Genomic DNA, 25,161 nt, shown 5'->3' on the forward strand with positions numbered 1-25,161 from the left:
GGCGGCGCGCAACATCTTTGCGAGACGCCCCGGCATGTAATGAAGTGCGATTCAGCGCAGCTACACCCCTGACCTTACTGTGATGTGCACGACACGGAAACACTTTGCTTGGCGGCAGCGAGGACGTCGTGACGAATGTGCCTGCGGCAGGGATGGGTTCGTCGGATTGTCATCTGTCTCAACGACTGCCATGGTGAACACCGTTGACCCTCGATGTGCGGAGAGGCGGGCCGCTGGGCCGCTACGAACTGCAGTCGGTCGCGCGTGGCGTCGCGATGAGATTTGCCCTCCGGTGCAGTCTGATCTGTATGGGCAAACTCATCTATGGCTTCAACGTGTCGGTGGACGGCTACATCGCCGACGCGCAAGGCAGCATCGACTGGTCTGAACCGAGCGACGAACTGCACCAGTACTGGAACGACTTCGAGCGCGAGACCGCGCTGTCGCTCTACGGGCGGCGACTCTACGAGTTGATGTCCGCGTACTGGCCGACCGCCGACAAGGCCCCAGACGCCACCCCGCTGATCATCGACTTCGCCCGCATCTGGCGCGACATGCCCAAGGTCGTGTTCTCGCGCACCCTGAGGACCGTCGACTGGAACTCCCGCCTGGAGCGCGGCAACCCGGTCGAAGTTCTGCGGAAGCTGAAAGCCGAAACCGACGGTCAGCTCGAGGTGGCCGGCGCGACGCTGGCCGCACCGATTGTGCAGGCCGGACTGGTCGACGAGTTCCGGATCGTACTGGCGCCCACCGCGGTGGGCGGCGGCACATCGTTCTTTCCGACCTTGCCGTCATGGATCTCGCTGCGACTATTGGAGAATCGCACCTTTCCGGGTGGCACGGTCCTGCTGCGCTACGAAGCGAAGCAGGACTGATCTGTCAGCTATTCGAGCTGCGCCACAAGTCATCCCACTCGGACTCGGTGCGATCCTCGCTTAGGGCACAACGCCACGGCACCGAATCTGAGCATCGCGCGGTGAGCCGCCAGATCAATATTTTGACAAGTGTCAGAAAATGGGTAATGTCGTCGGTGACGGAGTTCACAGAACGGTAGGCGACATGGCTACATCACCCACGGTGGCAATCATCGGCGCAGGCATCAGCGGCTTGACCACCGGCAAAAGCCTCGCGGACGCCGGGATCGACTACGACTGCTTCGAGTCGTCCGATCGGATCGGCGGCAACTGGGCGTTCCGAAATCCCAACGGACGCTCCAGCGCCTACCGATCGCTGCACATCGACACCTCGCGGCACTGTCTGTCGTTCCGCGACTTCCCGATGCGCGACGACCTCCCCGACTTTCCGCACCACACCCAGGTCAAGGAGTACCTCGACGAGTACGCCGACGCGTTCGGGCTGCTGAAGCGGATCCAGTTCCGCAACGGCGTCGAGCACGCCCGGCGGCTGCCCCACGGCGGCTGGGAACTCGACACCGAAGACGGGCAGACGCGCCGCTATGACGCCCTGGTCGTCGCCAACGGACATCACTGGGATCCGCGCACACCGGACTTCCCCGGTGAGTTCACCGGCGAGAGCATCCACGCGCACGCCTACATCGACCCCACCGAGCCGCTGGAGCTGCGCGGCAAGCGCATCGTCGTCGTAGGGATCGGCAACTCGGCGGCCGACCTCGTTTCCGAGCTTTCCCAGAAGTCTTGGCGCAACACGGTTTATCTGTCCACCCGCTCCGGAGCGTGGGTGGTCCCGAAGTACATCTTCGGGATGACCGCCGACAAGGTCGCGCGATCGCTGCCGGTGATCCCGCTGTCCTGGCAGCGTCGCGCCATGCAACCGTTCGCGCGGTTGATGTTTGGCGACCCCCAGAGTTACGGTCTGCCCAAACCCAACCATGGATTCCTCGAGGCGCATCCCACCCAGTCCGCGGAACTGCTCATGCGGCTAGGCTCCGGTGACGCGATCGCGAAGCCGAATATCGAACGCCTCGACGGAAATTCGGTGGTATTCGTGGACGGCTCGACCGTAGAAGCCGACGTGATCATCTACGCGACCGGATACAACATCACGTTCCCGTTCTTCGACCGGAGCTTCCTCGAGGCACCGGAGAACCGGCTTTCGCTGTACAAGCGGATCCTCAAACCAGGCATCGACGACCTGTTGTTCATCGGGTTCGCGCAGGCGGTGCCCACCTTGTTCCCGTTCGTCGAGTGCCAGGCCCGGCTGGCCGCCGCGTATCTCGCCGGCACCTACCGCCCGCCGTCCGAGGCGCAGATGTGGCGCGTCATCGCCGCCGACGAACGCAAGTACGTCGGGCACTTCGTCGACAAGCCGCGGCACACCCAACAGGTCGACTATTGGCACTACGAACGCGACATGCGCAAGCGTGAGCTGCCGGCCGGACGGCGCCGTGTCGAGAAGCTCGGACCGGTGCAGCTGGCCGGTCGGGCTCGCGAGGCGGCCGGTGTCGCCTGAGTCGACGCAGACCTCACGACGTAACGCGCGCCGGCCACAAGCGCGCGGCGACCAGAGCAGGCTGCGGATTCTCGAAGCCTTCGAGGAACAGCTGCAGACCCACTCGTTGGCCGACATCAGCATCGCTGAGGTAGCACGGGCGGCGGGGTTGAAGCGGCCCGCGTTTTACTTCTATTTCGCCGGCAAGCACGAGGTCGTCACCGAACTGCTGACGGAGATCTTCCACGACGACGTCTTCACCATCGGGGGATCGCTCGCCGGTGGCGGTGACCCGCGCGCCGCCGTCGCCGACGCGATGACGCGGACTTTCGAGTCGTGGCACAAGCACCGGACGTTGTTCCGGGCGATGCTCGACGCCCGCGACACCGACCCCGAGGCGCGCGCGATCTGGCACCAGTGGCTGCAGCGCTATGAGGAATTCGTCTGCGACTTCATCACCACCCAGCCGACCATCGACATACCGGCCCCCGACGCGCTGGCCCACACGCTGATCTCGATGAACGAACGGGTCCTCGACCGACACGTCCGGTCCGACGACGATGTCAAGGCCGCCGGCCCGCTCCTTGCGGCTGTCATACATGTCTGGCACACAGCGCTATTCGGAGAGGCGCCGCAATGACATCCACCCGACTTCAGATCCCGATCGGCGGCGACGTGATCGTGGCGCGGCGCTTCGCGGCGACGACGGACGCGCTGACCGGTGAGGCCGGGCGCCCCTGTGTCGTCATGGCACACGGGCTCGGCGCCACCCAGGACAGCGGGCTGTTCGAGTTCGCCGAGGCGCTGGCCGGCGCAGGTGCCGAAGTGGTGACGTTCGACTACCGGCACTTCGCCGAATCCACCGGAGAGCCAAGGCAACTGGTTTCGCTTACCCGGCAGGTCGCCGACTATCACGCGGTGATCGGCTATGCCCGGCGCCTCGACAACGTCGATCCAGCACGGATCGTCGCGTGGGGTGTGTCGCTGTCCGGCGGCCATGTCATCCGGGTTGCGGCGGAGGACCCAAACCTGGCCGGGATCATCGCGCTGACGCCTGCGACGGACGGACTTCCCGTGGTGGCCCGGATGATTCGGACGCTCGGGCCCTGGTATGTCATGCGGGTGATGGGCCGAGGGGTGCGTGACGTGGCGGCGACGTTGCGCCGCCGCCCGCCGGTGCTCATCCCGGTGGTGGGCTCTCCCGGTGAAGTGGCGGGTCTGAGCGCGGAAGGCGCCGTCGAGGGGATGTTGCGAATCGCCGGGCCCAGCTGGCGCAACGAGTTCGCCGCTCGACTGGTGTTGGTCATGGGTGGACACCGGCCAGTTGTCAACGCGAAACGAGTCACCTGCCCGGCCCTGGTCCAGATCGGCGATCTGGACCGCACCGCCCCGCCGGAAGCGGCGACGACGGCGGCGACGCGGATGCGGGCGACGGTGCACCACTATCCGTGCGACCACTTCGACGTCTATCCCGGCGCCAGGTTCCATGGCCGGGTCACAAAGGGTCAGATCGCCTTCCTGCAGCGCATATTGGCGCCCCGTTCAGGGCCCCGAGCCGCGGCCGGCGCGACCCGGCAATGATCTGCCAAGCCACCAGGTAGCCTCTGCGCTCAGCACGCCCGAGCAGTAGCGTTTAGTCAGGCGAGCAACGCGTCCGGGGTAGTCCAGCGAATGCCGTCGAACCGGCTGAAGTCGCTGTCGTAGCTGACGATCGACGCGCGGTGTTCGATGGCCAGCGCCGCCAGATGGGCATCGTTGACGAGATTGCCGCCAGTGCCCAATTGCGCGAGAAGGCCGTGCAGGACGTCCCCATGCCGCGCCGTCGGCCCGATTGTCGTCGCACCCGGCGCGGTCGTCCATTCAACGACCTGGCGCATCGCGTCTGCCGGAGACAGCGGCGACGGGAAAAGGCCGATCTTCGTGCTCAGCCGGACGAATGCGAGCAGGGGCGTCCAGCCCAACCCGACGGTGTCCGATCCGGAAAGGGCGCCGTCGAGCCACCGTCTACTTGCCTCATGGTGGGTGCTGGCGGAGTTCACCGCGTACAGAAGCACGTTCGCGTCAACGATTTTCACGCGCCCCGCCGTTGCTTGCGCAGTAGCTCCTCGTCCTCGAGGTCAGCGGCAAGTTGCAGAGCACGATCCAGATTCACCGTGGGAACGCCGAGATCAGCGGTCCGGGTGACGAATGGGGTTGGCCGCGGTTGTCCGAGGGCACCGTCGCGGATCGCGTCGTTGAGTGCGGTCTTGAAGGAGACGCCGCGTTCGCGCATGCGCCGCCGGACCAGCGCGAGTGTGTCGTCGTCAAGCGTGACGGTGGTGCGCATGTTGACAGCATAGCATCAGTAGTATTGATGCTGCGCTTTCAAATATGCGGCTCACTTGAGAATTCAACATGAGGGCTGGATCCACCGCGGCGTCACAGCTCGCAGAACGCACCTTCTGGCGGTAACTTGAGGTCGATCAGGTAGTCGGCGGCTATTTCGTTGACGCACTGGTTGGTTCCGCCCATGACGACGGTGTGTCCTTCCCCTTCCACGGTGAGCAAGGCACTGCCGAGCGCCTCTGCAAGCTTGATGCCGCCGGCATGTGGTGTCGTGGGATCGCCGGTGATCGACACGACCAGCGTTGGCGGCAGTCCTGCGACGTCTGACGCGTAGGGAATGCCAAGCGTCGGCTCGCTCGGCCACTGCTCGCAGCCGTCCCGCGCGCCGGTGAGGACGACGCCGGGGTCCATGAACGGTGCTACGTCGAATATCCTGGCGCGCAACGTGTTGCCCTCCTCCTCGCTGAGCCGTTGCTCGTCCACGCAGTTGATCGCGTAGAGCGCTTCGGCGAAATTGGGCCAGCGGCCTTCGGCGTCGCGGAGCAAGAAGTCATAGTTGAGCTGTAGCAGTTCGTCACCGTGTCTCTGTTGCAACTGGGTTATCCCGGTGATGATTCGAGGCCACGCCGTCTCGCTGTAGAGACCGGCGATAACCCCGCCGATTGCTTCATCGAAGTCGAGGTCGGAGTTCAGCGCCGGTACCGGGTTCCCGTAAAGCGGGCGCACGATCTGTTGGAATTGCCCGGTAGCCCTGGCCACGTCGTCGCCCAGCGGGCAGTCGCCCTGCGCGGCACAGAATCCGGCCATCTGCTCAAAAGAGCGTTGGAACCCGGCGTACGCCGCGACCCGGCGCTCGAAGGTGCCCTGGTTCGGATCGATGGCGCCGTCGAGCAGCATCGCGCGCACGTTCTGCGGGAACTGTTCGGCATACACAGTGCCCAGCCGAGTGCCGTAACTCTGACCCAGGAAAGTGAGCCGTTCATCGCCGAGTACGGCCCGCAGCACGTCGATGTCACGCGCCGCGTCGCGGGTGCCGACACTGGTCAGTACGTCGATGCCACCGGAGCGCTCGGCGCATCGATCGAGGAGGTCTTTTGTGTCCTGTTGTGTCCATTGCACAGCGGTGCCCTGAGTGCTCAACAGGAACTCGCCACGATCGGCCTCGGCGTCGGTGTAGCAGTCGATGGCCGGGTCCGTGCTGCCCACGCCACGGGGGTCGAAACCCACCAGGTCAAAGCTTTCGGTCAGCCGAGCATCCGGAAGTGACATCGCCGTCGCCGCGGTGGCGAACAACCCAGAACCGCCGGGCCCGCCGGGGTTGAGCACCAACGAGCCGATGGCTTCGCCGCGGGCGGACACTCGCGCGACGGCGAGGCGCACTGTCTTGCCAACGGGGTCCAGGTAATCCAGCGGCACTTCCAAGCGGCCGCACTCCATGGTCGGCGCCTGGGCAAAGACAGCACCCTCGATCGAGGTGTTGGCATAACTCTCGCAGGCCTCCCAGGCAATCTGTTGAGAGTAGAAACGGCTCAGGTCAGGTGTTGACGGCACTGCTGGGGTGCCTGACGTGCAGGCGCTGGTCGTGATGGTCAAGATGAGGACCATGAGGCCGATGAACATTCGAAAACCCCTGCGGTTCTTGACCATCGCACACTTCGAAGGCCTCGCCGACGACACATTCGCAGCCATCCCGCTCCTGTCCGGCTATCTTGCGGTGTTGATTCGAAGGGTGGCTTCGGAAACCAACCCGGCGCTGCGGCTGCTCCACATATGTCATCGGCGTTGACGGTTAACGCTATTCGTCGTGCCGCAGGTAACCCAAAGCAACAACCTCGATCGGGCGGGTGTTCCCTGGTGAAGACTCCTGGGCTGATCGCCTGCGGCAACTCGTCGGACCCGGCGGCCATGCCCATGCTCACTATATGGCGGAGAGGGGGCCTTGCGGCAAGGCCCCGGATGCGCGGCACAATCTTGCGGCCAACGAACGCGACGAATGGAGGCCGGAGTGCCGAGTCCGCCGAAACCCTTTGAAGTGCACGAGTCGGGCGCTTACCTGCACGGCACCAAAGCCGATCTGTCCATTGGCGATCTGCTTGTGCCCGGTCGCCTCTCGAATTATGAGGATGGCCGCGTCATGAACCACGTGTATCTGACCCAGACTTTGGATGCGGCGGTGTGGGGAGCCGAGCTGGCCCGCGGCGATGGTCGGGGCCGCGTCTACATCGTCGAACCGCTGGGCCCCGTCGAAGACGATCCGAACGTGACGGACAAGAAGCTGCCGGGCAATCCGACCCGCTCCTACCGCACCCGCGAACCCGTGCGCATCGTCGGCGAGGTCACCGACTGGACGGGCCATTCCGTCGAACAGCTCCAGGCGATGCGCGACGGCCTCGCCGATCTCAAACGGCGCGGGCTCGACGTCATCTACGACTAGGCCCGACGCGGTCCGCAGGGCACGGGTGGACACCGTCACGACCAGTTCGTACCCTGTCTCGGGACGTAGTAGAAGCTGGGCCGAGACCGGTCCTTGCAGCGAAGGATCGTGGCTATCCAGATGACCGGGGTGCGTCATTCACTTCGGCGAACAGTGTGTGGTGCGACGGCCGCCGTCATGGTGCTCGTGCTTTCGATGGGCGTCTCGATGGTCAATGTGGCGGCCGACCCGGCGGCCGACGCACTGGCCGAGCTCAACGAATTGTCCAGCCAGGCGGTGCAGACTCGTGAGGCCGTCACCGCCGCGCAACGCGACGTCGACGCCCGACTGGCCGCCCAGCAGGCGGCCGAAGACCGCCACCGCGCCGACCTCGACGCCCTTGCCGCGGCGAACTCCCAGCTCGCGCCCTTCCAGGCGGCGGTCGACCGGATCGCGGCGATGAACTACATGGGTGGCCGCGACGGTGAGATGGCGACGGTGTTGACCGCCGCCTCGCCGCAGCACCTGATCGACCGGCTGTCGGTACACCGGGTGGTTGCCGCCACGACGACCGATCAGATGAAGAACTTCCGGGCGGCGCAGGAGCGCGCGGCCGCCGCGGCCCAGGCGTCGGAGAAATCGGCCGCCGAGGCCCGCGCCGCGGCCGAGCATGCCGCCGCGGTGCGCGCGGACCTGGAGGCCAAATGGAACGAGTTGTTGCGCCAGATCGCCGCCGCCGAGGCGCAGTACTCCGCGCTGACCCCGCAACAGCAAGCGGCGGTCGACAACGCGGTCCCGCCGCCGCCGCCCAGTACGCCCCCTCCGGCAGACCCGGCGATCGTCGCGATGCCCGGCCAGCCTCCCGCCGACCCGGTGCCGTCGCTGGCCGCTGCCCAGATCGACATCCCCGAGGCGCTGCCCGTCGGCGTCGCGAACGAGGCCGGCCTACAGCGGAACACCGTTCTGGCGGCCCGGGCCATCAGCGCACGGTTTCCGCAGATCGCGAATATCGACGGGGTCCGGCCGGATTCCAAGCCGTGGCATCCGCGGGGCTTGGCGATCGACATCATGATCCCCAACCACAGCAGCCCCGAGGGCATCGCGCTGGGCAACGAAATCCTTGCGTTCGCGATGGCCAATGCGGGCCGGTTCGGCCTACAGGATGTGATCTGGCGAGGCACTTATTACACGCCGGCGGGTCCGCGAGGGTCGGGTTACGGCCACTTCGACCACGTGCACATCACGACGTTGCCGCGCTGACTGTCCGGTCAGGGATGGAAGTTCCACTGGCCGCAGTCCTGGGCCAGCACATCGTTGACGTCGACGCGGCTGCCGCCGACCACCGGTCCCGGGTTCGAGGCGGTGTCGATGATGCGCTGGTAGAGCACCGCACCGGGGAAGATCTGTCCGTTCGACCATGACCGGGTCTGCCACGCCCAGACGCGCCCCGGCGTTTTTGACTTGCCGATGACGCCGTCGGCGGCGGCCCACTGACACGGCCGGATGCCGGCGTAGATGCCGGTGCGCAGCACACCGATGACCGAGTTGATGCCGCGAAACCAGGGCAGTGCCAGGTCGTTCCAAGCCTGGCGGTCGATGTCGTCGTCGACGCTGAAAAAGATCGGTGCGGTGCGGCCGCCACCGGCGGCGGTGTGCAGGTGCCAAGCGGTTTTCGCGTCGGCGACGCCACCGGCGTATCCGCGGGTGAAGTCCGACGGCGCCGTCCCGCCGGGCTTGCCGTATTGGTAGTTGCTGACGATCACCAGACCGGCCGCGGTCAGCGACTTGGCGTAGGGCAGCGTGATCGGCTTGGCGCCGAAGTTGGAGCCGGGCCGTGACGTCGAAACGTAGTTGATAACCCCGGCGTGGCCCGCGGCTTTGATGGCTTCCGCCGGAATCTGGCGCATGGCGAAGTCGATCAACGTCGGAGCGGCGGCCCTAGCCGCAGGCGCGTGCGTACCCGCGGCGGCACCGAGACCGACCAGTGCGGACGCCGCAGCGGCATAGCGCAGCGCGTCACGGCGGGATACCTGCACGGCGTGAAGTTACCAAAGTGGCAGCCGTGAACAGCGTGATGAGCGTCGGCGATTCCGGTTTGTAGTCGTTTTGTTGCAGAACTCGAGTGCGGCTCAACCGCGGTCCAACGTGAGCTTATATCCACAAATCTTCGAAAACGTCGCGCACAAGCTCACATTCGGCACCGCCAGCTACTCCACCGGGGTCACGTTCGAACCCGAGCCCTTGATCGAGGCCTTCGCGCGCTTCTCGGCAGGCACCCGCCGCTTGCCCCGCATAAAACCGTTCGGTGAGACCGTCGCCGAACGCAGCGCGTTCTCGCCACGCACGAACGGGTGGAATCCGACCCCGGCGCCGCCGCGGCCCTTGACCGGAATGTCCGGCACTTCCGTTACCTTCCAGCCTTTTTCGGATACCGACAGGATGGCCTCCTCGTTGCCGCACGACAGGGGCAGCGCGGCAATCACCTCGTCGCCGTCACCGGCCAGCTTCACGCCCGCCACGCCGTTGCCGGCCACGCCCTGCGGGTTCACCGCGGCCGGGTCGATGCGCAGGATCTTGCCGCGCCGGGTCACCAGCGCCAGATGGCAATCTGCGGGCAGCACGCCTGAGCGCAGCAGCGTCGTGATGTCCGGCGCCACCGGGATGTCGCGGATCTTGTACGGCAGGCCTGCACCGGTGGTGAACTTCACCCGGCCGTCGGCCCACACCGCCCAGCCCAGCCCGGAGGTGAGCAACTCACCGTGGCTGTCGGAGAACACCCCTCGCTCGTCGAGCCGCCAGGCCGTGTTGACCTTGCGCTCACGGGGCCCGTCGTCGCCGCCGCCGTTGGCGGTGACCGGGGCGGCCTCGAAGTCCAACACGGTGCGCCGGTCGAACTCCGGGCCCTTGAACAGCTTCGCGGTCTCGACCAATTCCTTATCGATGACCTTCCGCCGGGCATCCGGATTCGACACCAGCTCAGTGAGATCGACGAACTCCTGATCGAGCCGCTCAGCCTCGGCCCGCAGTTCGATGACGTCGAGCTTGGTCAGCCGGCGCAGCTGCAGCGCCAGCACGTAATCGGCCTGCACGGCGTCGATCGTGAACCGGTCCTGTAGTCCCTGACGCGCTTCGTCGACGGTTTCGGAGCTCCGAATCACCGCGACGGCAGCATCAATATCCAGGTGGATGGTCATCAAGCCGGCCACCAGATGGCGTCGCGCGGTCACCTTTTCCAGCCGGTACTCGCTGCGGTGCAGCACCACCGAATCGCGCAGCGACAGGAACGCGGCGATCAACTCGCGCACCGACCACCACCGCGGGACCCGGTTCTCGTCGAGCGCGACGAGGCTGGCGGCGAACGTCGACTCCAGCGGGGTGAGGGCCAGCAGCTGCTCGCGGATCTTCTCGGCGTCGTGGCCGCGTTTGGCGGTGACGACGATTCGCAGCCCGTTGCGGCGGTCGGTCAAATCCGACATGTCGGCGACGCCGGACAGCTCGCCGGAGTCCACCAGGGCCCGGATGCGTTCCTGCACAGTGTTACTCGCGATACCGGGCGGCAGCTCGGTGATGATGCAGTTCTTGCCCTCGACGCTCACCGTGCCGCGCACGGTGAAGTGGCCCCGGCCGGTGGTGATGTATTCCCGCAGACCTGCCGTGCCGACCACGCTGGCGCCGGAACCCCAGTCCGGTCCGGGAATCAGCTTCACCAGACGGTCATCGGTCATATTCGGGGTCTTCAGCAGCGCGCGGCAGGCAGCCATGATCTCGCGAGGGTTGTGGGCAGGCACCTTGGTGGCCCACCCCTCGGCGATGCCGACAGCGCCATTGCACAGCAGCACCGGCCACTGGGCCGGCAGCACGGTGGGCTCGATCCATTCACCGTCGAAGGTCGACGTCATCGGCACGGCGTGGCTGTCGAGCTCGGCGGTCAACGCGGCACCGGCTGCGGATAACCGCATCTCGGTGTAGCGGTCGGCGGCCGGGATATCGCCCTGGATACGGGGGAAAGCGCCCTGTCCGTCAATGACTTTCACGCGCTGGAAGTCGGCGGCCATCAGCGCCGCCGCGCCGTACATCGAGGTGCCGCCGTGCGGGTGCAGGTTGCCGGTGACCGCGGAGCAGATCTTCGACGACTTCTGCGGCTTGTTGCCGGGCTGCAGTTTGGACTCGTGCATCTGGTAGAGCAGCCGGCGCTGACCCGGCTTCAGACCGTCGTAGGCCGACGGGATCGCGCGGTCACTGACGCTGTAGAGCGCGAAGGTCAGCTGGTAGAGGTTCCAGTAGTCGTCGGCGCTCTGGTCGCGGACGAGGTCCGGATTCTGTTCGGGGATTTCCAGGGTGGCGGTCACAGTGTCTGCCTATGTCTTAGTCGAGGTCGAGGGAATTGGTGTCGACGCGGGCGGCGATCTCGGCCATCCACGTGCGCCGACCCTCGGGCGGCCCGCCGAACAACGTGTGGTGCAACTTGTTTTCACCGTCGTCGGGGTGGACGCGAATTACCGTGCGCCGCTGAGGATCCAGCACGGTGTTCCAGAAGTCATCGGCGTCCATCTCGCCGAGACCCTTATTGCGCTGCACCTCCACCTTGCGCCTCGACGTCTCCTTGAGCTTGGCCACCGCGGCGTCGCGCTCGGATTCGTCCTGGCAGTAGATCCGCTGCTGGCCGTCCTTGACGACGAACAGCGGCGGCAGCGTCACGTACACCATGCCGGCCTCGACCAGCGGTCGGTAGAAGTCGAGGAACATCGAGATCAGGCTGGAGTTGATGTTGCCGCCGTCGGGGTCGGCGTCGGAGGCGAACAGGATCCGGTCGTAGCGGCACAATTCGGGGTCGCAGCTGTCACGTACGCCGCAGCCCAGAATGCGTTCGATCGCGTCGAACTCGTCTTTGCCCCGCGCCTTGGACAGCGCAAACCCGTAGACGTTGGGCGGCTTGCCTTTCAGTGGGAACGCGGCCTGGAAGGTGGCGTCGCGCGCGGCCTTGATGGTGCCCAGCGCCGAATCACCCTCACACAGGAACAACTCCGCGCCCGATCCTCGCCCGGTCTCGCGGCTGGGGAGCAGTTTGGGCGGCAGCGACAGGTTTGTGCCCAGCCCCTTGGCCTTCGAGGCGGCGCGGGACCGCGCTTTGGCCCCTTCTGCGCTGCGTCGCGCCCGGGCGGCCTCCAGGGCCAGCTTGGTCCACAAGGTCACGGTGTCGCTGTTGGCGGGGTTGGCAGCCCAGACGGTGACGCTGCGCGCGACATCCGGGGCCATCGCGACGTTCAGCGACCGCGACGAGACCGCGGTCTTGGCCTGCGAGTCCCAGCCGACATCCGGCGCGCGGGTGTCCACGGCAAGGGCGGTGACCGCCGCGAAATCCTGTGGCTCCGGGCCGTCCTCACCCTTGGCCAGGCCCAGATCTCGCATCCGCGACGCCCGGTCGGCGAGCGCCTCAGAAAGGCCCTTGACGGTAGCCGTCAGGTGCGATCCGCCGCCGGGGGTGCGCACCGTGTTGCAGAAGGCGGCCACCGTCGCCGGTTCGGCCGGGCCCGCGGTCAACGACCAACGAAACGGCGTCGGGCCGCGACCGGTGGTGTACTCGCCGTGGCCCTCCACCACCGCGCGCACCTCCGGCGCGGGCGCCCCGGCCGCCGTGCACATCAGGTCCAGCAGGGTGTCGGTGCCCCACGGGCCGTCGAACGGTTCGAGCAGCGCCGGCGGAACTTCGTCCCCGGGCCAGCCCTCGTCGGTGACGACCAGGTGCACACCCGGCGACATCCGGGCCGCGGCGTGCGCGCGCAGCAGTACCTCGCCGATGTCGATGGTGGAATCGGCGACGACGGCCGGGTCGAACAGGATCCGCACCGTGGTGCCGTGCAGATCGGGCTTGCGGTTGCCGGTGCCGCGCAGCTTCTGGGTGTCGTTGCGGGTGAACGGCGCGTCGGGGTCGAACCCGCGGCTCCCGGCGCCCTCGAACGTCCCGGGATAGCCGCGGCCGAAGCTCTGCAGATAGGTCTTGCCGGCGCGGTGCACCGTGACGTCGGTGCGGGCCGAAATGAATACCGTCGCCGCGGCGCCGATGCCGTTGAGACCGGCGCCGGTGCTGGTCGCGTCGGTGTGCTCGGAGAATTTCCCGCCGGCCCGCGCGGTGCCCAGCGTCTTTACGATGCCGTTCTTCTTCGTCGTCGCATCGGTGTCGACCGGCAGACCGCGACCGTCGTCGGTGACGCTGACGGATCCGTCGGCGTGCAGGGTGATCGTCACGGTGGAGCCACCGTGGCCGGGCTCGGCGACCTCTTCGATGGCGTTGTCGATGAGCTCACGCAACGCGGTGTTGAGCACGTCGAGCCCCAGGTTCACCGCCGGCCGCAGACGGGTGTGCTGGACATCATCGAGCTCGGTGATGTCGGCGGCGGTGTAACTCACTGCTGGTCCTTATATCTTGCTTCGGACAGGGGCCGCAGGAATCGTAGACGCTGGCACCGACAATTCCGCGCTGCCCGCGCCGCCCTGGGCGGGGAGAGTGCGGAACCGCCATTCACATCAGCTGGCTCGTGAGATAGCGTCCGGATCAGTGTCCTGTTTTCCGGAGGGTGGGTTTAGCTGCATGACGGTGACTGGGGAGCGTCCGAAAATCCAGCTGGACGACGTCGAATTCAACCGGCGGGATCATCCGGACCGGCCGTTGCGGCCGATCCCGCCGGGCCGTGACCATTTCGCCGCGCAGTGGCGTCAGATGCGCGAGTTCATGTTCGGCCAGTGGATCGACATCGACAAAGAGGTCGAACCCAACGAACTCACGCGGCTGCGCGACGACTACTTTTGGCAGGGCGACGAGTACATCGTCGGGGTGGTCGACGCGTTCGAGCGCCTCGGCTACGAGAAGGGCCGCGCACTCTACGAACAGGCGCTGACTCAGGGCATCGACTCGCTCGAGGATCCGCCCCGGGAGTTCGTCGAATTCTTCGAACACCTCGAGCAGCTGCCGAGCCAGTTCGACCTCGAGGCCGCCGAACGCGGCCGCATGCTGGCGATGTCGGCCACCAAGACGGCCACCATGATCATCCAGGGGTGGGCGTTCTACGAGACGGCGATGACCGGAGACATCTCCGCATCCACCGGAGCCACCGGTCGCTTCGCCGACGACGGTCCGCGGCGCTTCATCGAAACCGCACGGGTGTTCGCGGAGTTCACCCTGCCCGACATCTTCGACCGGCACTCGGACGCCTTCCAGGATGTGATTCGGGTGCGGTTGATGCACGGGCTGGCCAGCCGTGGGTTGCGCCGGAAATGGGGTGACGACGTCTATCTCAAGTTCGGCGAGCCAATTCCGGTGACGTCACTGCTCGGCTTCGGCAGTGGGATGCTGCTCGGACGGCTCGTCGACCACGCGTTCGGACGCAAGTTGACCCACCAGGAACTCGAGGACCTTGCCGAGTACTCGTCGTACTCGGGACGGTTGTGGGGCGCGCCGGAGCGGCTCTACTCCCCGACCGGTCTGGAGCTGGTCAAGTCGTTGAACTACGTGCTGGCCAGGGGCGGCAACCCGTCGCCGTGGCGCGCCGAACTCGTCGACGCGATCGCAGGTCCCGCGCACCTGACGACCCTGACCGACGCCCTTCCCGGCGTCGTCAAGAAGTTGGTGGCTCGGCACGCCAACCAGCTCACCGCAACCCTCGCGCTGGTTCCGGCGGGCGCGGTGTTCGGGTGTCAGCAGATCGAGGCGATGGTGGCCGGCAGCTTCTTCGAGCCGCTGGGCTACAACTACGAGCGCCGTATCCGGATCTTCAAGGAGATCGCCAAACTCAACGTCCGCATCGCGATGGTGGCCGACAAGCTGCCGTGGTCCAACCCCATTCGCGAGCACAGAAAGAGGACCGGCGCGGCCGCGCGCGAGCGGATCGCGATGCTGAACAAAATCGCCAAGAATCGGCAGATTCCGCTGACCTACACCAGCCATGACCAATCGACAAAGGGCGAGAGCTTCACCGGCTAGCGACCACCTCGACGGCGCTGCCGGCCAGGGCCTGCCCGCACTGATCGCAGGCCAACTCCGGAATGAACGGCTGCGCGCACTCGGTGTGGCCGAGGATCAACGCCGGGGTATCCGGAGAGCCGAGATAGCGCTCACCCCACTGGATTGCGGTGGCGACGACGGGAAAGAACGCCAACCCTTTGGCTGTGAGGTGGTATTCGGACCAGTCGGCGCGCTGGGGGTGGGCGGTCGCCTGCAGGACGCCGATGTCGCAGAACACCCGCAACCGGTCGGCCACCACTGCCGCTGGTGCCGACAGTCGGCTCTGGAAGTCGCTGAACCGGCGCGTTCCGAGAAAGGCCGCCCCGACGACGGCCGATGCCCACCGGTTCCCGAAGATCGCCATGGTGTGCGGGAAGAGGCCGGCTTCGGCCGCTGCGTCACCGCGGATGCGGCGGCGCGTCGCTGCCTGTGGAACAGAGCGCTGCCAACCGCCGTCGGGCCCCCACCGGCAATCGATGTCGTCCGGCCCGGCCGGCCGCCGGCAGTTCCCGCAGCGCAGCACCGGTGAGAAGTCGTGACCACATCCTTGGTGGCGCATGTCAGGCAGCGACGAGGTATGGGTGTCCACCCAGGTGCGTTCCCAATGCCATATCGACACCAGCACCGGCCACAGCGCCTGGCAGGGTTCGGTGGGGTGGTAGTCGGCGCGTGGTGGCTGCGCCTGGTAGATACGACGTTCCAGCAGCCCGTCGTCGACCAGCGTGCGCAGTCGGCTGGTGAGCACGGCGTTGGAGATGGGCAGCGCCGCGAAGTCGGTGAAACGCCGTGCGCCTAGCAGAGATTCGCGCACGATCAGCAGGGTCCACTCGTCGCCCAGCAGGGCGAGCATCCGCGCGACGGCGTTCAGGTCGCCGGACGCTGTCACTGGCGCCGTGGCCAGCGGCGTAACTCCTCGCCGGCCACCCAGGTGGAATGCGTTCCGCTGCAGATGCGTTCAGGCAACCGCAGGGTGCAAACCGGTCCGTTGCCGACGCGGGCGGCATCGAACACCAGGCAGTAGGACGCGTCGTCGTTCATGTCGGTGGTGAGCGTGACAAGGTAGCCGTTATCCTCCGCGCCGCCGCCGGGTCGCGGCGCCATCGCGGTTTCGCTGCCGAACACCCCGTCGCCGAACATGAACCGCTCCTCGGTTCCGGTGAGCAGGTCGTGCTTGACCAGGCCGTCGAACAGGAACCACCCGGGCTTACCGGTCGCGGCATAGACGTAGCGGTACGGCCGGGTCTGAAAATCGCCGTTGAGCATGCCGAACTCAGTGAAGTTGTCACTGATCCGCTCTTCGGAGGTGGCGCCGGTGGTCAGGTTGAAGCGCCAGCGGTGCAGATGGGACTGAAAGCCGTCGAGCGCGAGGTAGCGGAACGACGCCTCCTCCAACGACCGAGCGCCTTCCGTCGACGGTGTCGGGTTGTCTTGGAAGAACCCGTCGAGCACGATTTCGTCGCCGTCTTCGAATGCGTTTACGAAGTGCAGCGCGTAGGTGGGTGCGGCTTCGAACCAGCGCACCTGCGACTGGTCGCCGCGGCGGGGCAGCACGGCGAACCGCGACGGCAGGTCGGGGTGAAAGACCGGTGCGTGAATGTCGCGCTTGAGCAGCGAAGGCTCCCAGAACAGCGGGAAGTCGTTGAGAATCACGTAGTTCTCGGTGAACGCCATGTCGTGCGGCATCCGCGGGCCCGGCAGTTCAACGTCGGTGTGGTGCACGAGGTTGGCGTCCTTGTCGACGACCCCGTAGCGCAGGTAGGGCGCCTCCTTGCGGTAGCTGAAGAACAGCAGTTCGCCGGTGACGGGATCGACCTTGGGGTGCGCCGAGACGCCCCACGCCGGAAAGGCGCCGTGCCAGGTCTCCTTGCCGACGGTGTCGGCGGTGTGAGGATCGATCTGGTAGAGGTCACCGCACATGTAGAAACTGGTCAGCGCCACGCCGCGGTGCACGACGACGTCGGTGCTCGACGCGTCCTTCATGCGGGTACGCGCACCCCACCCGTCGGCGCGTCTGGCGGCCGCGGGCATCTCGATGAACCCCGCCCACAGCGCCGCACCGGCCTCGTTCTCGGCGAGCAGGCCGTCGGTGCGCACGAACCTGTTGCGGTAGTGCGCTTTTCCGTTGCCGAACTCGACGATGTGGATCATGCCGTCGCCGTCGAACGGGTGGTAGGCCGTGGCGGCTGGGTGCAACGGATTCTCGGTGTTGCGCAGATACATCCCGTCCAGATCGGCGGGCACCTCGCCTGCGACGACGTCGAGGTCGTCGGCGCTCCACTCGTTCACCTGGGGCCGCCACGGACCGGTCCGATAGGGATGGTCGTCGTCGCTCGGCAGCGTCGAGGTCCAGGTATCCAGCAGTCGTACCCGCATATCGCGCAAGCTACAGTTGACAGAGTGACTCTGTCAACTGAACCATAGTCATATGACGGACGTGTAGATCCACGACTGCTTCACGCTCAGCGAGTACCTCGCCATCGATCACATCGGGCTGACCGGACCAGGCGAGTCGTGGCGCAGGAATGCCCGGTGCCGGTCACCGTCACGAGAACCTCCGATTGACAATCTACAACCGATCGGTTGTATATTATGGGCGTGACCGATCAGGACGAGGAACGGGCGGACGCGTTCTTCCACGCCCTGGCCGACCGGACTCGGCGCGACATCCTGCGCCGGGTACTGGCCGGGGAACATTCGGTCACCGCACTCGCGGAGATGTACGACATGAGCTTCGCCGCAGTGCAAAAGCACGTCGCCGTGCTGGAGAAGGCAGGCCTGATCTCCAAGCGTCGCCAAGGGCGAGAGCAATTGGCGAGCGGCGAGGTGGAGGCGGTGCGTTCAGTCGCCTCGATGCTCACCGAGCTCGAAGACGTCTGGCGTGGCCGCATCGCTCGCATCGACGACCTACTCAACGAGGAATAACCATGCCTGTCACCGACATCAGCAAGAACATCGACGACCTCACCCTGACGATCACCGCGGAGTTCGCGGCGCCCGTCGAGCGGATTTGGCAGATCTACGCCGACCCGCGCCAGCTCGAGAAGATCTGGGGTCCGCCGGGCTATCCGGCGACCGTGGTAGAGCATGCACTCACACCGGGTGGCACGGTCACCTACTACATGACCGGCCCCGAAGGCGAGAAGTTCGGTGGTTACTGGAAGGTCACCGCCGTCGACGAGCCACGCAGCTTCAGTTTCGAAGACGGCTTCGCCGACGATGACCTCAAGCCGGCGGGCGATATGCCCGTCGCGCACAGCGTCTACACGTTCGAGCCGATCGACAACGGGGCCACCAGGGTCACCTACGTCAGCACGTACGCGTCGGCCGAAGGGCTGCAGAAGGTGCTCGAGATGGGCGTCGAAGAAGGCTCGAGGCAGGCGATCAACCAGATCGACGAATTGCTCGCGAGCTGATACCGTCCGGCTCCGGAACCCCTTGTGGCGTGGGGGTTCCGGAGCATTCGACTCCGGACACGCAGGGCCGGCGTCGCCACCGCAGTACGACCAGGACCGTCAGCAACGCCAACGAGAACCCCGCCAGCATCGGTTGCAGGGGCGCCCAGAGGCTGAGCGCGCCGGACGCCCCGACTGCGAGCAAGACGAGTTTGTTGCAGACCGGGCATCCCACGGCGAACGTCACCAACGCGAGCCCGGAGGCCATTGACCCGGTGTTGCGCCGCGCACCTCCGATCGCGAACCACACCGCCGTCAGCACACCGGTCGCGATCAGCACCGGATATTCCCACCACCGCACGGGCACGTCTCGACTGAACAACGGCGTGTCGATGATGTCGGTGGGCACGGCGATCACCACGACGGCGACCACCCCAGCCAGCAGCCCTTGGGCGTGCCTCTTCGTCACTTGCATCGCGCGGCCTTCCTGCGTTCGATCCCGTTCAGCTCCGCAGCGCACTGCCGGCCAACCATTCGTCCCAGGACACGCTCCAGTCCCCGTTCTGCCAAATCGGCAACGGGTCGCCCTTGGTGTTGCGTACCTCGAAAACATCGCCGGGACGGGAGAATTCGTAGAACCAACGGGCATGATCGGCGTTGACGTTCAGGCATCCGTGCGACACGTTGGTGTTCCCCTGGGCCCACACGGTGCTTTCCAGCTCATGGACATAAATCCCGCTGCTGGTGAGGCGGACGGCGTAGTTGACCGTCGTGCGGTAGCCCTCGGCCGAGTCGACCGGCAGGCCATACGTCGAAGAGTCCATGACGACCGACTCGGCCTTGCCCATCACTGTGTACACCCCGGGCTGCGTCCAGAAGGAGATCTTCTTTCCGCCGATGGTCTCCGAGCCGCCCATGCCCATGGATGTGGGAATCGTGCGCACCAGTTCCCCGTTCTCGTACACGCTGATCTGCTTGGTCGCGTCGTCGGCGATCGACACGTGCGAATCCCCGATGCGGAACGAGGCGTGGCTGGACTGCTCGCCGTAGCGCCCGTCGCCCAGATGTGCGCCGTAAATGTTTGCGCGTGCGGTGATTTCGGTGCCGGGGCGGTAGTAGTCCTTCGGACGCCAGTGCGCACGGCGGTCGTCCATCCAGTACCAAGAGCCCTCGACAGCGGGCACGGTGGTGACCGACAAGCGCTCCTCGGCGGCGGCGCGATCGGGTACCGACTCGTCGAAGCGCGCCACGACGACGGTGCCGACACCGTAAGTGCCGCCGTCGGCCAACGCGGCTCCCGAGGTGGTGGTGAAGGTGACCCGCGTCTGCTCCTGCGGTGTCAGCGTCGTGAACGTCGAGGTTTGGGTGGCGGGTATTCCGGTGGGGCCGGAACTCGACACGGTAACGGTGTAGGTGCGGCCGTACTCGAGCGGTGCGCCGGCAGTCCAGGTGCGGCTATCCGAGTCCGCCGAAGCCGGCACCGCCTCGCCGGTGTCATCGACAAGCGTGACGCCGGTGAGGGTTCCGGTGCTGGCGCTGACCCGTACGCCGCTCAGGGGGTTGATCCCGGTCGCCTGCGGCGGGGGCGCGATCGTGACGGACGCGGGCACCGCCGGCGGCGGTGTCGACATGGCAACGGTGTTGGCTTCTCCGGAACCCGAACGAATCTGCAGCCAACCGATCGCAACGACGAGGGTGATGACGAGCGCCACACCCGCTGACCACTGCAACCGCTTCTGGTGCGGACCGATCCCCACTTGCGGCCTCCCTCTCCCGATCGCATTGCTGCGGTAGGTGTGCTACAAATTCCTACGTACCTACGCAGTAGATACGTAGAACGCTAGCACGGAGGTGGACAGTGAGCGGTTCGCGGCGAGACAACGTCGGTAAGGACCTCATATTTCTCGGTGGTCTCGTCGTCGTCGCGGTGGCGCTGATCCTTTATCTGGTGATGGATGCCGACACCGACGTCGCTGGTCCGGCCGCGGGGGCTGCGCCGACCTCGATTGCAGCCAGCCCCGACGAACCCGCCACCGAATCCGGCGTCGCCCCGGTGGAACGCCGGCAGGACGGCGACCCGTTCGCGCTCGGAGATCCCGACGCCCCCGTCGCAATGGTGATGTTCTCCGACTACCGCTGCCCGTTTTGTGCCAAGTTCAGCCGCGACACCCAACCCGAACTCGTGGAGCGCTTCGTCGAGGACGGCACCCTTCGCATTGAGTGGCGTGACTTCCCGATCTTCGGCGAAGAGTCGAAGCTGGCCGCTCGGGCCGGACGGGCAGCCGCCGAACAGGGGAAGTTCTGGGAGTTCAACGAGGCGGTGTACGCGGCATCACCGGATCGAGCGAAAGCCGACCTGAGCGAAGATGCGCTGATCGGCTTCGCCGAGCAGGCCGGCGTCGCCGATATCGACCGGTTCGTCGCCGGAATGCGCGGAACCGACTTCGACGACGCCATCAACGCCGACTTGGCGCAAGGTAACCGCATCGGCGTCCCCAGCACTCCGGCGTTTCTGATCAACGACGTCCCGTTGCTCGGCGCACAACCCACCGACGAGTTCGTGCGCGAGATCACCGAAGCGTTGAACAACTGATGAGCGGCATCGGTTTGCTCGGCGCGTTCCTTGGCGGGTTGGCTTCGCTGCTGAGCCCGTGTTCGGCGCTGCTCCTACCGTCGTTCTTCGCCTACGCGTTCGACCGGGTGCACCTGCTGATGCGCCGGACCTTCGTCTTCTGGATCGGGCTGTGTCTGGTGTTGATGCCGATGGGCGCCGGTCTGGGGTTCGTGGGCAGTGCCGTCACCCGCTACCGCAGCGAAGTCACGCTGATCGGCGGCCTGGTCCTGGTCAGCTTCGGCCTGATGACGTTGCTAGGCAAGGGGTTCCAAGTACCCGGCATACAGCGGTTGACGGACCGGATCAAGATCTCCAGCACGCTGTCGGTCCTCGCGCTCGGAGCGGTCTACGCGCTGGCCGGTTTCTGCGCTGGTCCGCTACTGGGGGCGGTGCTCACGATGTCGGCGATGGGCGCCGACCCGGTCTACGGTTCGGTGCTGATGGCGGTTTACGCCATGGGCATGGCCGCACCGCTGTTCCTGCTCGCCTGGTTGTGGGACCGCTTCGGGCTGGCCAACCGCACCGCGCTGCGGGGCCGCCCGGTCCGGGTGGGTCCGGTACAGACGCACACCACATCGCTTATCGCCGGGCTCATCCTGGTCGCGATCGGCGCGGTGTTCATCTTCACCGACGGCACAGCCAATCTCGGCGGTGTGCTGACCGTCGACGCGACCTACGACCTACAGGCATGGCTGGGTCGCCTGTCGGCCACCGCGGGTGATCCGGTCGTGATTCTCGGCGTCGTCCTGGCACTCATCGCCTGGCGCGGCTACCGGCTTTGGCATCGCCGCACCCAGGCTCGCACCGGTCCTGCGGATCCGAACTCGACGGAATCCGATTCCGGTCAGCGGCGGCGGGAAGGCGCATCCGTTGGGTGACAGAGCTACTATCGCGCTAAGTAGGTTGGGCATGGCCGGGCCCATGAGCCGCGGCGGGACGGCATGACGGCACAACGGTACGGGTGGTGTTAGACGTGGCAATCAGGGGATTCGGCGACCTGGAAGCCGTCGTGATGGACGTGCTGTGGTCCAGGTCGGAGCCGTCCACGGTGCGCAGCGTGCATGACGAGCTGGCCGCCAGGCGGCAGATCGCCTACACCACCGTGATGTCCACGATGGACAACCTGTTTCGCAAGGGCTGGCTGTCACGGGAGAAGGTCGGCCTGGCCTACCAGTACGTGCCGATCATGAGCCGTGAAGAGCACTCCGCGAAGCTGATGCGGACCGTGTTCGAATCCGGCGGTGACAGCGAGCTCATCCTCAACTTCTTCCTCGAACAGATGGCCGACGACGAATCCGCGAAGCTGCGGCAGGTGCTTCAGCGCGCGGCGGAAGGCGAGTCCACATGAACGCGGTCACGTTCCTGATCGCCTATGCAGTGGTCCTGAGTTGGCTGGCGCCTGCGCTGCTCACCAGCCGCCGCATCAATGGGTTGCATCCTCGGCTGTCGGTCGCCGCCTGGCTGGCGACGGTCGCCACCGCATCGATCGCGTGGGTATCGGCCCTGGCCATTCTGATCGTCAGCGCCGCGACGAGCCTGCTCACCGGCGCCGCGGTGACCTTCTGCGTCGAAACACTCGGCATCACCGGGGCTGTATTGCTGCCACCCGCACTCGCGACGATGTTGGTCGCCGGCCTCCTCGCGCTCACCGCCGGGGTGGCCGTTGAGACCGCGCGACGCGTGATCGTGGCGCTGGCCAGAACACGCCGCCGCAACCGCGAGCACGCCGAAGCGGTGCGGATCATCGGCCGGCCGACCGACCACGCCGGCGTCGTCGCCGTCAGCGCGGAGCAGCCCGTTGCGTATTGCGTCTCCGGCGGACGGCGAAGCGCGATCGTCGTCAGCACCGCAGCGCTGGACCTGCTGAACCCGGCCGGGCTGGCCGCAGTGCTCGCCCATGAGCGCGCGCACCTGCGTGGACACCACCACCACGTCATTGCGCTCTTGAACGCCCTCGCCGCGGCGCTGCCGAAGTTGCCGCTGATGCGCACCGCAGCCCAGGCGGTGCCGCCCCTGCTCGAAATGTGCGCCGACGATGCCGCCAGCCGCACACACGGCCGCGCGCCGCTGGTCGCCAGCCTGGTCGCGTTGAGCACCCGGCACCGCGTTCCCGAAGGGGCGTTGGCCGCAGCAGGCACCGCCGTCATCGACCGCGTGGTTCGACTCACGCAGTCGACGAACCGGTCGCGCCGACCGCAGGAGGTGGCGATGTCGGTGTTTGTCCTCGCCACCCTCACCGCCCCGGCGGTGGCGTTTGCGTTCTGCGGCCTCTGAGCGTCGGGCGGCTAGTCGACCGCACGTCGAGAGTAAGAGGACCCGCCGTCGCGCAGCCCGCTGTGGCGGCGGGTTTTTTCATGTCCGGAACACGCCTAGAGCGTGTCGAACAACCGGCTGCGGTCGAGCCTGCTGACCGGTAGCAATTTGGCTGTGCTGGACGAAGCGTTCGTGTGCTTGCAGGGTGGTTTTCATACTGACGATCGATTCGGCGGCAGTGGTTGATCCAGTCCCTGGTGCGTTCCGACGGGCCAGGGATTTGTCGGTGGGCTGTGGAACGTTGACGGGTGATGAGTCGGCACACCACATTCCGCTTCTGTCTGGACCCCACGGTCGAGCAGTACGAGGTGCTGGCACGGCATGCCGGGGCGTCGCGGTTCGCGTTCAACCAGTGCCTTGTGATCGTGAAATCCGCGCTCACCGGGCGCAAGACCGATGCTGGTGTTGAGGTGCCGTGGACGGGGTTTGATCTGATCAATGCGTTCAACGCGTGGAAGAAAACCGAGGACGCCGGGCGGGTCTTCACCGTCGATGCCCACGGTGAGGCCGCGCTGCTGGTGACCGGACTGCCCTGGCGGCGTGCGGTGTGCCAGCAGGTGTTCGAGGAAGCCGCCGTCGACCTCGGTAAAGGCCTGAAAGCGTGGTCTGATTCGCGATCGGGAAAGCGTAAAGGCAAGCGGGTCGGGTTCCCGCGCTTCAAGAAGAAGAATGGGGGCATCCCATCGTTTCGGCTACGCAATAAACATCGGCAAGGCAAACCGCCGGCCATCCGCATCGGCGACAATAATCGCCCACGCTCAGTCACGCTGCCTGGCATCGGATTGGTCGGGGTGCATGACGACACCCGCCGGTTGCGCCGCATGCTCGCCAAGTGCCGGGCGAAAATCCTGTTCGCCACCATCAGCCACCACGGCGGCCGGTGGTGGATCTCGCTGAACGTGCAGGCCGCTGACCTGCACCCCGACCACCAACATCCGACCCGCCCTGACGATGGTGGCGGCTGGGTGGGTGTGGACCGCGGCCTGTCGGCGTTTCTGGTCGCCGCCACCGCCGAGGGCACCGAGGTCGCCCGCATCAGCGACGCGCCCAAAGCGTTAGCCGCCGGCATGCAACAGCAACGGCGGTTGGCGAGGTCGTTGTCGCGTAAGAGGAAAGGATCACATAACCGCAAGGATGCCGCGGCCCGGCTGGGTCGGCATCACCATCGTGTCGCCAATGTGCGCCGCCATTTTCTGCATCAGGTATCCGGCGAGCTGGTCAAGACCCACGACCGGCTCGTCATCGAGAACCTCAACGTGGCGGGAATGCTGCGTAATCATCGGTTGGCTCGCGCCATTTCCGATGCCGGCTGGTCAGAGTTCGCCCGGATGCTGCGCTACAAGCAGGCCTGGCGCGGCGGGCAGCTCGTCCAAGCCGACCGCTGGTACCCCTCGACGCGCCTGTGCCCCCAATGCGGGGTAGTCGACAGGGCGATGACACTGGCCGATCGGGTGTTCACCTGCGGTTGCGGGCATACCGCCGACAGAGACACCAACGCGGCGACCAATCTGGCCCGTTGGGGCCAGGCCCTTCACGACCCTTATCGATCCCCGGACCCCCAAGCAGGAGGCCGGGCCACCAATGTCCGCCGACGGGACGGCGCTGACCAACACCCTCGTGTTGGTGAAACCAGCCCGAATGACGCGGGAACCGACGTTCACACCGCACCCGCGGCCTGAACCAACGGACGCCCGAG

At 66.3% G+C, this 25,161-nt stretch carries 25 protein-coding genes and 1 pseudogene; 16 read left to right on the top strand and 10 right to left on the bottom strand.

Annotation, left to right across the window (positions count from 1 at the left end):
* Positions 1 to 308 precede the first annotated feature (308 nt).
* The 4 genes from ABQE44_RS11985 to ABQE44_RS12000 all read left to right on the top strand — a co-directional run bounded on the left by ABQE44_RS11985 (position 309) and on the right by ABQE44_RS12000 (position 3,990).
* Positions 309 to 875: a dihydrofolate reductase family protein gene (locus tag ABQE44_RS11985; RefSeq protein WP_448429947.1), complete on the top strand. Its 567-nt coding sequence runs from the start codon at positions 309 to 311 to the stop codon at positions 873 to 875.
* Between the two features lie 184 nt (positions 876 to 1,059).
* Complete coding sequence (locus ABQE44_RS11990) at positions 1,060 to 2,430, top strand: flavin-containing monooxygenase (RefSeq protein ID WP_448429949.1); 1,371 nt, start codon at positions 1,060 to 1,062, stop codon at positions 2,428 to 2,430.
* Positions 2,420 to 3,049, top strand: a complete 630-nt coding sequence (locus ABQE44_RS11995; protein ID WP_448391572.1) for a TetR/AcrR family transcriptional regulator — start codon at positions 2,420 to 2,422, stop codon at positions 3,047 to 3,049. Before ABQE44_RS11990 ends, ABQE44_RS11995 begins: the two co-directional genes overlap by 11 nt.
* On the top strand, positions 3,046 to 3,990 hold the full coding sequence (locus tag ABQE44_RS12000) for an alpha/beta hydrolase (protein ID WP_448429951.1): 945 nt from the start codon (positions 3,046 to 3,048) through the stop codon (positions 3,988 to 3,990). The genes ABQE44_RS11995 and ABQE44_RS12000 overlap by 4 nt, the downstream gene beginning before the upstream one ends.
* Positions 3,991 to 4,046: 56 nt before the next feature.
* Here ABQE44_RS12000 and ABQE44_RS12005 read toward each other — a convergent pair whose 3' ends face one another.
* From ABQE44_RS12005 to ABQE44_RS12015, 3 genes are all read right to left on the bottom strand, one after another.
* Positions 4,047 to 4,484, bottom strand: coding sequence for a type II toxin-antitoxin system VapC family toxin (locus tag ABQE44_RS12005; protein WP_448429953.1), 438 nt, complete (start codon positions 4,482 to 4,484; stop codon positions 4,047 to 4,049).
* Positions 4,481 to 4,735 (bottom strand): antitoxin, encoded by a 255-nt coding sequence (locus ABQE44_RS12010; protein WP_448391575.1) that lies wholly within the window; start codon positions 4,733 to 4,735, stop codon positions 4,481 to 4,483. The genes ABQE44_RS12005 and ABQE44_RS12010 overlap by 4 nt, the downstream gene beginning before the upstream one ends.
* A gap of 92 nt (positions 4,736 to 4,827) precedes the next feature.
* Positions 4,828 to 6,150 (bottom strand): alpha/beta hydrolase, encoded by a 1,323-nt coding sequence (locus ABQE44_RS12015; RefSeq protein ID WP_448430204.1) that lies wholly within the window; start codon positions 6,148 to 6,150, stop codon positions 4,828 to 4,830.
* A 151-nt stretch (positions 6,151 to 6,301) separates the two neighbouring features.
* Between ABQE44_RS12015 and ABQE44_RS12020 the strand changes: the two genes are divergently transcribed.
* From ABQE44_RS12020 to ABQE44_RS12030, 3 genes are all read left to right on the top strand, one after another.
* A complete protein-coding gene (locus ABQE44_RS12020) occupies positions 6,302 to 6,520 on the top strand; it encodes a hypothetical protein (protein ID WP_448429955.1) in 219 nt (72 codons plus the stop codon).
* Positions 6,521 to 6,727: 207 nt separating this feature from the next.
* Positions 6,728 to 7,168, top strand: coding sequence for an NAD(+)--rifampin ADP-ribosyltransferase (arr, locus tag ABQE44_RS12025; protein ID WP_448391578.1), 441 nt, complete (start codon positions 6,728 to 6,730; stop codon positions 7,166 to 7,168).
* A gap of 120 nt (positions 7,169 to 7,288) precedes the next feature.
* Positions 7,289 to 8,407, top strand: a complete 1,119-nt coding sequence (locus ABQE44_RS12030; protein ID WP_448430206.1) for a coiled-coil domain-containing protein — start codon at positions 7,289 to 7,291, stop codon at positions 8,405 to 8,407.
* 8 nt (positions 8,408 to 8,415) lie between these two features.
* On the opposite strand, the gene ABQE44_RS12035 is transcribed toward ABQE44_RS12030, so the two are convergent.
* From ABQE44_RS12035 to ABQE44_RS12045, 3 genes are all read right to left on the bottom strand, one after another.
* A complete protein-coding gene (locus ABQE44_RS12035) occupies positions 8,416 to 9,183 on the bottom strand; it encodes a DUF1906 domain-containing protein (protein ID WP_448429957.1) in 768 nt (255 codons plus the stop codon).
* Between the two features lie 171 nt (positions 9,184 to 9,354).
* Positions 9,355 to 11,496: a DNA gyrase subunit A gene (locus tag ABQE44_RS12040; protein ID WP_448429959.1), complete on the bottom strand. Its 2,142-nt coding sequence runs from the start codon at positions 11,494 to 11,496 to the stop codon at positions 9,355 to 9,357.
* A 16-nt stretch (positions 11,497 to 11,512) separates the two neighbouring features.
* Complete coding sequence (locus ABQE44_RS12045; protein WP_448429961.1) at positions 11,513 to 13,555, bottom strand: toprim domain-containing protein; 2,043 nt, start codon at positions 13,553 to 13,555, stop codon at positions 11,513 to 11,515.
* 181 nt (positions 13,556 to 13,736) lie between these two features.
* On the opposite strand from ABQE44_RS12045, the gene ABQE44_RS12050 reads away from it, so the two are divergent.
* Positions 13,737 to 15,125 carry an oxygenase MpaB family protein gene (locus tag ABQE44_RS12050; protein ID WP_448429963.1) on the top strand — a complete coding sequence of 463 codons (1,389 nt, stop codon included), beginning with the start codon at positions 13,737 to 13,739 and terminating at the stop codon, positions 15,123 to 15,125.
* Here the strand turns inward: ABQE44_RS12050 and ABQE44_RS12055 are convergent.
* Together ABQE44_RS12055 and ABQE44_RS12060 are read right to left on the bottom strand one after the other, a co-directional pair.
* Positions 15,115 to 15,996 (bottom strand): winged helix-turn-helix transcriptional regulator, encoded by an 882-nt coding sequence (locus ABQE44_RS12055; RefSeq protein ID WP_448430208.1) that lies wholly within the window; start codon positions 15,994 to 15,996, stop codon positions 15,115 to 15,117. The two genes, ABQE44_RS12050 and ABQE44_RS12055, sit on opposite strands and share 11 nt — an antisense overlap.
* Before the next feature lie 32 nt (positions 15,997 to 16,028).
* Positions 16,029 to 17,519: a carotenoid oxygenase family protein gene (locus ABQE44_RS12060; RefSeq protein ID WP_448429965.1), complete on the bottom strand. Its 1,491-nt coding sequence runs from the start codon at positions 17,517 to 17,519 to the stop codon at positions 16,029 to 16,031.
* 67 nt (positions 17,520 to 17,586) lie between these two features.
* Between ABQE44_RS12060 and ABQE44_RS12065 the strand changes: the two are divergent.
* The 3 genes and pseudogenes from ABQE44_RS12065 to ABQE44_RS12075 form a co-directional block, all read left to right on the top strand.
* A pseudogene (locus ABQE44_RS12065) lies at positions 17,587 to 17,664 on the top strand (hypothetical protein); the annotation flags it as partial.
* A 71-nt stretch (positions 17,665 to 17,735) separates the two neighbouring features.
* Complete coding sequence (locus ABQE44_RS12070) at positions 17,736 to 18,068, top strand: ArsR/SmtB family transcription factor (protein WP_448429967.1); 333 nt, start codon at positions 17,736 to 17,738, stop codon at positions 18,066 to 18,068.
* 2 nt (positions 18,069 to 18,070) lie between these two features.
* On the top strand, positions 18,071 to 18,559 hold the full coding sequence (locus ABQE44_RS12075) for an SRPBCC family protein (protein ID WP_448429969.1): 489 nt from the start codon (positions 18,071 to 18,073) through the stop codon (positions 18,557 to 18,559).
* On the opposite strand, the gene ABQE44_RS12080 is transcribed toward ABQE44_RS12075, so the two are convergent.
* Both ABQE44_RS12080 and ABQE44_RS12085 read right to left on the bottom strand, forming a co-directional pair.
* Complete coding sequence (locus ABQE44_RS12080) at positions 18,528 to 19,013, bottom strand: hypothetical protein (protein WP_448429971.1); 486 nt, start codon at positions 19,011 to 19,013, stop codon at positions 18,528 to 18,530. The two genes, ABQE44_RS12075 and ABQE44_RS12080, sit on opposite strands and share 32 nt — an antisense overlap.
* A 28-nt stretch (positions 19,014 to 19,041) precedes the next feature.
* Positions 19,042 to 20,289: a L,D-transpeptidase gene (locus tag ABQE44_RS12085; protein ID WP_448430210.1), complete on the bottom strand. Its 1,248-nt coding sequence runs from the start codon at positions 20,287 to 20,289 to the stop codon at positions 19,042 to 19,044.
* Positions 20,290 to 20,396: 107 nt separating this feature from the next.
* On the opposite strand from ABQE44_RS12085, the gene ABQE44_RS12090 reads away from it, so the two are divergent.
* The 5 genes from ABQE44_RS12090 (at position 20,397) to ABQE44_RS12110 (ending at position 25,144) form a co-directional block, all read left to right on the top strand.
* A complete protein-coding gene (locus tag ABQE44_RS12090; protein WP_448391587.1) occupies positions 20,397 to 21,131 on the top strand; it encodes a DsbA family protein in 735 nt (244 codons plus the stop codon).
* Positions 21,131 to 22,030, top strand: a complete 900-nt coding sequence (locus ABQE44_RS12095) for a cytochrome c biogenesis CcdA family protein (RefSeq protein WP_448391588.1) — start codon at positions 21,131 to 21,133, stop codon at positions 22,028 to 22,030. Before ABQE44_RS12090 ends, ABQE44_RS12095 begins: the two co-directional genes overlap by 1 nt.
* 95 nt (positions 22,031 to 22,125) lie before the next feature.
* Positions 22,126 to 22,500 carry a BlaI/MecI/CopY family transcriptional regulator gene (locus tag ABQE44_RS12100; protein WP_448391589.1) on the top strand — a complete coding sequence of 125 codons (375 nt, stop codon included), beginning with the start codon at positions 22,126 to 22,128 and terminating at the stop codon, positions 22,498 to 22,500.
* A complete protein-coding gene (locus tag ABQE44_RS12105; protein ID WP_448429973.1) occupies positions 22,497 to 23,426 on the top strand; it encodes a M56 family metallopeptidase in 930 nt (309 codons plus the stop codon). Before ABQE44_RS12100 ends, ABQE44_RS12105 begins: the two co-directional genes overlap by 4 nt.
* Before the next feature lie 290 nt (positions 23,427 to 23,716).
* Positions 23,717 to 25,144, top strand: a complete 1,428-nt coding sequence (locus ABQE44_RS12110) for an RNA-guided endonuclease InsQ/TnpB family protein (RefSeq protein WP_448391591.1) — start codon at positions 23,717 to 23,719, stop codon at positions 25,142 to 25,144.
* Positions 25,145 to 25,161: the final 17 nt, after the last annotated feature.

The sequence above is a fragment of the Mycolicibacterium sp. XJ2546 genome (assembly GCF_053483195.1).